This is a genomic window from Aeromicrobium sp. Leaf272, assembly GCF_001422865.1.
Taxonomy (GTDB): Bacteria; Actinomycetota; Actinomycetes; order Propionibacteriales; family Nocardioidaceae; genus Aeromicrobium.
Genome location: NZ_LMMY01000009.1, coordinates 527,453 through 532,555 on the forward strand (window position 1 = coordinate 527,453; position 5,103 = coordinate 532,555).

5 protein-coding genes are annotated in these 5,103 nt (G+C 74.9%); 3 read left to right on the forward strand and 2 right to left on the reverse strand.

The window, feature by feature from the left end; translation table 11 throughout:
- Positions 1 to 539: 539 nt before the first annotated feature.
- The 3 genes from ASF38_RS19640 (at position 540) to ASF38_RS04205 (ending at position 3,708) form a co-directional block, all read left to right on the forward strand.
- Positions 540 to 1,049, forward strand: a complete 510-nt coding sequence (locus ASF38_RS19640) for a helix-turn-helix domain-containing protein (RefSeq protein ID WP_369815167.1) — start codon at positions 540 to 542, stop codon at positions 1,047 to 1,049.
- Positions 1,046 to 2,473, forward strand: a complete 1,428-nt coding sequence (locus ASF38_RS04200; protein WP_056573855.1) for an HAD family hydrolase — start codon at positions 1,046 to 1,048, stop codon at positions 2,471 to 2,473. Before ASF38_RS19640 ends, ASF38_RS04200 begins: the two co-directional genes overlap by 4 nt.
- A gap of 104 nt (positions 2,474 to 2,577) precedes the next feature.
- Complete coding sequence (locus tag ASF38_RS04205) at positions 2,578 to 3,708, forward strand: helix-turn-helix domain-containing protein (protein WP_156366778.1); 1,131 nt, start codon at positions 2,578 to 2,580, stop codon at positions 3,706 to 3,708.
- A gap of 9 nt (positions 3,709 to 3,717) precedes the next feature.
- On the opposite strand, the gene ASF38_RS04210 is transcribed toward ASF38_RS04205, so the two are convergent.
- Complete coding sequence (locus ASF38_RS04210; protein WP_055962855.1) at positions 3,718 to 4,113, reverse strand: heat shock protein transcriptional repressor HspR; 396 nt, start codon at positions 4,111 to 4,113, stop codon at positions 3,718 to 3,720.
- Positions 4,110 to 5,103 (reverse strand): DnaJ C-terminal domain-containing protein (locus tag ASF38_RS04215; RefSeq protein WP_235497385.1); only part of this gene is annotated, 994 nt, incomplete at its 5' end. The genes ASF38_RS04215 and ASF38_RS04210, both read right to left, overlap by 4 nt.

Below are 5,103 nucleotides of genomic sequence, written 5' to 3' on the forward strand. Positions count from 1 at the left end.
GCCGCGCCGTGGCCGCCGAGGCCGTCTCGACCGCACTGCACCGCTTCCTGGACGAGCTCGACGGCGCCCCCCACCGCGACCGGGGCGTGGACGACGTCTTCCGCTCCCTCGGGCGGCGAGAGGCCCGGGCGGAGCGGACGCTCGACGAGTTCCAGGTCGGGCTGGCCGTCGCCGTGCGCATCGGCTGGGCACGCTTCCAGGAGCTGGCCGAGGACGGGACGACGTCGGCCCTCGTCTCCGACGGGCTGCTGGCGTTCGTCGGCCACCTGCAGCGACAGGTCGAGGCCGGGCACGAGGAGGCGCGTCGACAGCGGGCCGCCGACCCGAACCGCGCCCGTGCGGCGCTGGCCGAGCAGCTGCTCACCGGGACCGTCCAGCCCGGGACCGACGAGGTCTGGCCCATCCCGGCCTCCATCGTGCTCGCCGTCGCCGAGCTCGGTGGCGAGCGTCCCGACCTGACGGTCCTGGCGCAGCGCGCCCTCCTGGTGCGTCACGACGAGACCGTCGTGGCGATGGTCGACTCCGCCGACCGCGCCTGCATGACCAGCGCCCTGGTGGACGCCGGCGTCACGCGCGTGGCCGTGGGCTGGGAGGTCGATCCCTCGGAGGTCCCGTCGGCGTTCCGGTGGGCTCGGCGTGCGCTCGACCTCGTGCGCCGCGGCGTCGTCCCCGACGCGCAGGTGGTCGACTGCCGGGAGCATCGCACCCAGATCTGGCTGCACGCCGAGCCGACCCTGCGCCAGCAGCTGGGCCAGGAGCTGCTCCGTCCCCTCTTCGCGGAGACCCCCAACTCCCGCGAGATCCTCTCCGAGACCCTGCTCGTCTGGCTCGAGACCCGCGACAGCGCGCCTGCGATCGCCGCCCGCCTCGGCGTCCACCCCCAGACCGTCCGCTACCGCTGGAAGCGCATCAACGAGCTGTTCGGCGAGGCCATGCACGACACCGAGTTCCTCGTGCAGCTGACCATGCTCCTCAAGGCCAGCGTGCCGCTGTGGAAGGCCGGCGACCAGAGCGACTTCGAGCGGTTCCGGGCGGAGGACGCGTCGTGACCGCGCACGCGGCAGCCGCCTCGTTCTCCGCGCAGGCGTCACGTCGTTGCCTGGTGCTCACGTTCGCCGTCGGCCTGGTGCTGACCGCAGGCACGGTCGGCGTCTCCACGGTCCCTGACCTGCGCTTCCAGGGCTGGCCGTGGACGCTCGTCGGGGTCGCCGCCCTCGCCTTCGTCCTGGCCGCGCCCGTGCACCAGCGGTCCCTGGCCGAGCTGGCGAGGCGGCGACCCGGGGCTGCCACGCTCGGCAGCCTCGGCCTGGTCGTCGCGCTCGTCGTCACCCTGTACGAGGCGCTGGCCGAGGAGCGGCCCACCACGGCGATCGCCGTCGTCGCCTCCGCAGCGCTGCTCAGCCTCGTGTCGCTGTGGCGAGGTGACGAGAGCATCGTGGACGCACCCGCCTGGTTCGTCCTGTCCGTCGTCACCGCGGCCACGGTGGCCGCCGCGGTCTGGGCGGTGGTCGAGACGCCCGGTCGTGGTCTCCAGGTCGCCGCCCTCGTGCTCGTGTCCGCCGGACCGGCCGGTCTGCTCGCTGCCGGGCCGGCGGCCCTGCGGGTCGCGCGCCGCCGCATGGCCCCGCACGACGTCACCTTCCCTCACCCGGCGGCGCTTCCCCAGGTGGCGGCCGCCGACGTCGCCCTCCTCGACAAGGACGGCACCGTGACCACCGGTGCCCTGCGGGTGACCTCGATCGATCCCGTGGAGCCCGACCACGAGCGCAACCTGCGCTGGTTCGCCGGCGCCCTCGAGCACGAGCAGGAGGGGCGTGTGGCACGCGCCGTCTCGCGACTCTCCGGTCGCGGTCGGGTCACCGAGCTCCAGCGCCACGGCGACGTCGGCGTGTCGGGCCGGGTCGACCGACACCCCGTGCGCGTCGGTGATCTGCCCTGGCTCGGCCTGCCGGCCCAGGGGGGCGTCTGGACCACCGTGGGCGTCGAGGTCGACGCACGCGTCCTCGGCACGCTGACCGTGGGTGACGACGTCCGGGCCGACGCCACCGAGGGCGTCCAGGCCCTGCGCGACCTCGGCCTCGAGGTCGCCCTCCGATCCCCTGACACCGACGCCCGCACGCGCGAGGTGGCCGCACAGGTGGGCATCGAAGACGCCGCCGGCGACCTGGACGCCGACGGCCAGCGCGCCACCGTCGCCGCGTGGACGGACGCCGGTCGACGGGTGCTGCACGTGAGCACCGGCTCGACCCTCACGTCCGACCTGGGTCTGGCCGACCTCGACGTCGGCCGGGTGTCGCGGGCCGTGGGGGCCGCCCGCGGCGCGGTCGGGTCGGCTCGTCGTGGTCAGTCCGTCGCCCTGGCCTGGAGCGTGCTGGCCGGCGCGGTCGCGGCCGCAGGGCTGCTCGGTCCCGGTCTGGCCGGCATCGCCGCCGGCGTCGGCGTCGCCGCCACCGTGGTCGTGGCAGGCGGCTGAACCTCGACGGGTCTTGTCATGCGCGTGACAAGAATCGGCCGCGTTCGCGGCACCGGTGCCGTCGTGCGTTGACGCGGTGCATCTACCGCTGTGACGGTGCAGCCATGGCGTCGACGGGAGCGGTGCGACCCTCCCTCCCGCACCACCCGTCGAGTGGCCTCCCTGACGGGGCGGGGTTGCGCGGCCGGCTCGAGAAGCTGGTGCGCAGCTCCGTCCCGCGCGCGACCGACGCGTGGGTGGACCTCGCGCTCGCCTGCGCCGACGCCTTCGTCACGCACGGCGGCGACCCGGTGACCGCCGGTCGCAGTGTCGCGGCGCGCTGCCTCCACTTCGGCGAGACCCAGGCCCAGGCCGGGATGACCGACGACGAGCTGACCGCCATCGTCCAGGCCGTCGGACGTGGCCTGCGGCGACACGTCATCCCGGCCGTGGTCCGCGAGCAGGACCTTCCCGACGTCGAGACGTTGTCGCGTGCCGTGCAGGAGCTGCTGCTGCGCATCGTCGGCCACGTCCGCCGGGGCATGCAGGCGGTGCTGCGCCTCCACGCCCTCAGCCCGGCCCACCGTCGGCGAGCCCTCACCTCGGCGCTCTTCGGCGGGTCCGACGGACCGGGCCTGCGCGGCCTGGCCATCGCCTGCGGGATCGACCCGAACGCCCGCCTGACTCCCGTCGTCGCGACGGCCTCGGGCGCGGTCCTCGACGCCGAGCTGCGCGGACACGACGACGTCCTCGCCGCCCCTCGACCCGAGGAGGCAGCCGCGCCGGCGGCGTGGTCCGACGACCGCGTCCGCACGCTCGCCGGCGCCGACATCGCCCGGGGACCGTCGGTCGACCTCGTCTCACTGCCCGAGGCGGTCCGGCTGGCCCGCGCCACGGCCGCCGTCGCCGAGCCCGGGAGGCCAGTCACTGCGTCGGTCGACGTGCTCGCCCGGCTCGTCGTGGCGTCGTCGCCGGTGCTCGTCGACCTGCTCGTCGACCGGCGGCTGGCCGCGTTGGCGGACCTGCCCGCGTCGCGTCGGAGCTCCCTCGCGAGCACCCTGCTCACCTGGCTGGAGCACGGCCGCCCGGCCAACGAGGTCGCCCGCCTCATGGGCGTGCCGGCCCAGACGGTGCACACGCGGCTGGGCACCGCCAAGCGTCTGCTCGGCGACCCGCTCACCGACCCCGACGTCCGTCTCGAGCTGCTGATCGCGCTCCGCGCGGCCGTCCCCCGGTGGGAGCGCGAGACCCGCTGACCCGACCGCTCAGCGAGCGGGGCGGCGCCAGATCGAGATCTGCGCCTGCTGCGCCAGCACCGGCAGGTTCTGCACGGTGCCGAGCGCGTGGTGCGCCGCGGCGAGCTCGGTCTGCAGCTCGGCCACCTTCTGCTGGAGCGCCATCACCTGGTTCTCCAGGGCGATGACCCGCTTGACGCCCTCGAGCCCGAGACCCTCGGCGCTCAGCTGGGCGACGGTGCGCAGCAGCTCGATGTCGCGCAGCGAGTAGCGGCGGCCGCCGCCGCCGGTGCGGCCGGCCTCGACGATGCCGAGCCGGTCGTACGTGCGCAAGGTCTGCGGGTGCAGGCCCGAGAGCTCTGCCGCGACGCTGATGACGAAGACCTTCGCCTCGGGTCCGGGTGGGACGAACGGGCTTCCCGTCATGAGCTGGGCACCTCCTCGAACAGGCCGTCACGCGGGGTGACGGTGCCGCGCGCCTCACGCAGGGCCTCGACCGCCGCGCGCTGAGCGTCGTCGAGGTCGGTGGGGACCTGCACCTCGACGGTGACCAGGAGGTCGCCGCGGGTGCCGGCCTTGGTGGTCGCGCCCTTGCCCTTGGCGCGGAACGTGCGACCGGTGGGCGTGCCCGCGGGCACCTTCAGGCGCACGGGCGGGCCGTCGAGCGTCGGCACGCTGATCTGCGCGCCGAGCACGGCCTCGTCGAACGCGACCGGGACCGTGATCGTCAGGTTGTCGCCCTTGCGGCCGAACATGGTGTGCGGCTCCACGTGCACGACGAGGAACAGGTCGCCGTCGGGGGCGCCGCCCTCGCCGCGACCGCCCTTGCCCTTCAGGCGGATCTTCTGGCCGTCCTTCACGCCGGCCGGCACCCGCACCTGCAGGGTGCGGCTCGACGGCGCGCGACCGCTGCCGCGACAGGTGGAGCACTCGTGCTCCACGACGAGACCACGGCCGCGGCACTGCGAGCACGGCTCGGTCATGGCGAACACGCCGCCCGACGCGCCGGTCTGCATGCCGCTGCCCTGGCACTTGGTGCACACCTTGGGCACGGTGCCGGGCTTGGCGCCCGTGCCGTGGCACGTGGGGCACGCCTCGTCGCTGGTCATGCGCAGCGGGAGCGTGGCGCCCTCGACCGCCTGGGCGAAGGTGATGGTGGCCTCGGTCTCGAGGTCGTCGCCCCGGCGGCCCTGCGGCTGACGACGTCGGCCGCCGCGCGACCCGCCACCGCCGAAGATGCCGCCCAGCAGGTCGCTCAGGTCGAAGTCGGCGGTGGTCCCGCCGCCGCCGTAGGTGCCTCCGGGCTGGCCGAAGCCACCGCCACCGAAGCCACCCTTGAACTGGCCGAACAGGGTGCGCTGCTCGTCGTACTGCTTGCGCTTCTCGGCGTTGGACAGCACGGCGTAGGCCTCGGAG

Bases quoted from the DNA above. Each gene is read 5' to 3' on its own strand.
- ASF38_RS19640 (WP_369815167.1), top strand. From the start codon at position 540: ATGACCAGCGCCCTGGTGGACGCCGGCGTCACGCGCGTGGCCGTGGGC.
- ASF38_RS04210 (WP_055962855.1), bottom strand. From the start codon at position 4,113: ATGACGGGAAGCCCGTTCGTCCCACCCGGACCCGAGGCGAAGGTCTTC.
- ASF38_RS04205 (WP_156366778.1), top strand. From the start codon at position 2,578: ATGGCGTCGACGGGAGCGGTGCGACCCTCCCTCCCGCACCACCCGTCG.